This window comes from Bacillus sp. LR--39 (assembly GCF_053613335.1).
Genome location: NZ_JBSIOT010001208.1, coordinates 1 through 602 on the forward strand (window position 1 = coordinate 1; position 602 = coordinate 602).

Genomic DNA, 602 nt, shown 5'->3' on the forward strand with positions numbered 1-602 from the left:
AAGGAATTTGAACGCGAAGGCTACAACATCACATTCGAAGACGGCGATGATGAGATTTTAAGAAACGGAACCGTCGATTACTTAGGCTTCAGCTATTACATGTCAACAACTGTGAAAAGCTATGTGAAAAATGATAACACTGGCGATATTGTAAATGGCGGCTTGCCGAATGGTGTCGAAAATCCGTACATCACTTCGAGTGACTGGGGATGGGCGATTGATCCAACCGGGCTGAGATATACGTTAAATCGTTTTTATGACCGATACCAAATCCCGTTATTCATCGTTGAAAATGGCTTTGGCGCAGTGGATACGCTGGAGGAGGACGGCAAGGTTCATGATCCGGAACGCATTCAATATTTAAAATCGCATATTGAAGCATTGGAAAAAGCGGTCACGTACGATGGTGTTGATTTAATTGGCTACACGCCGTGGGGCATTATTGATATTGTCTCCTTCACAACTGGCGAAATGAAAAAACGCTACGGCATGATCTATGTTGATCGTGACAATGAAGGAAACGGATCCATGAAACGATATAAAAAAGACTCCTTTGAATGGTACAAAAATGTCATTCAAACGAATGGAGAGGAACTATAAGA

At 42.2% G+C, this 602-nt stretch carries 1 pseudogene; it reads left to right on the plus strand.

Annotated features, from left to right (window positions below):
* A pseudogene (bglA, locus tag ACWHAR_RS29475) lies at positions 1 to 600 on the plus strand (6-phospho-beta-glucosidase BglA); the annotation flags it as partial.
* Positions 601 to 602: the final 2 nt, after the last annotated feature.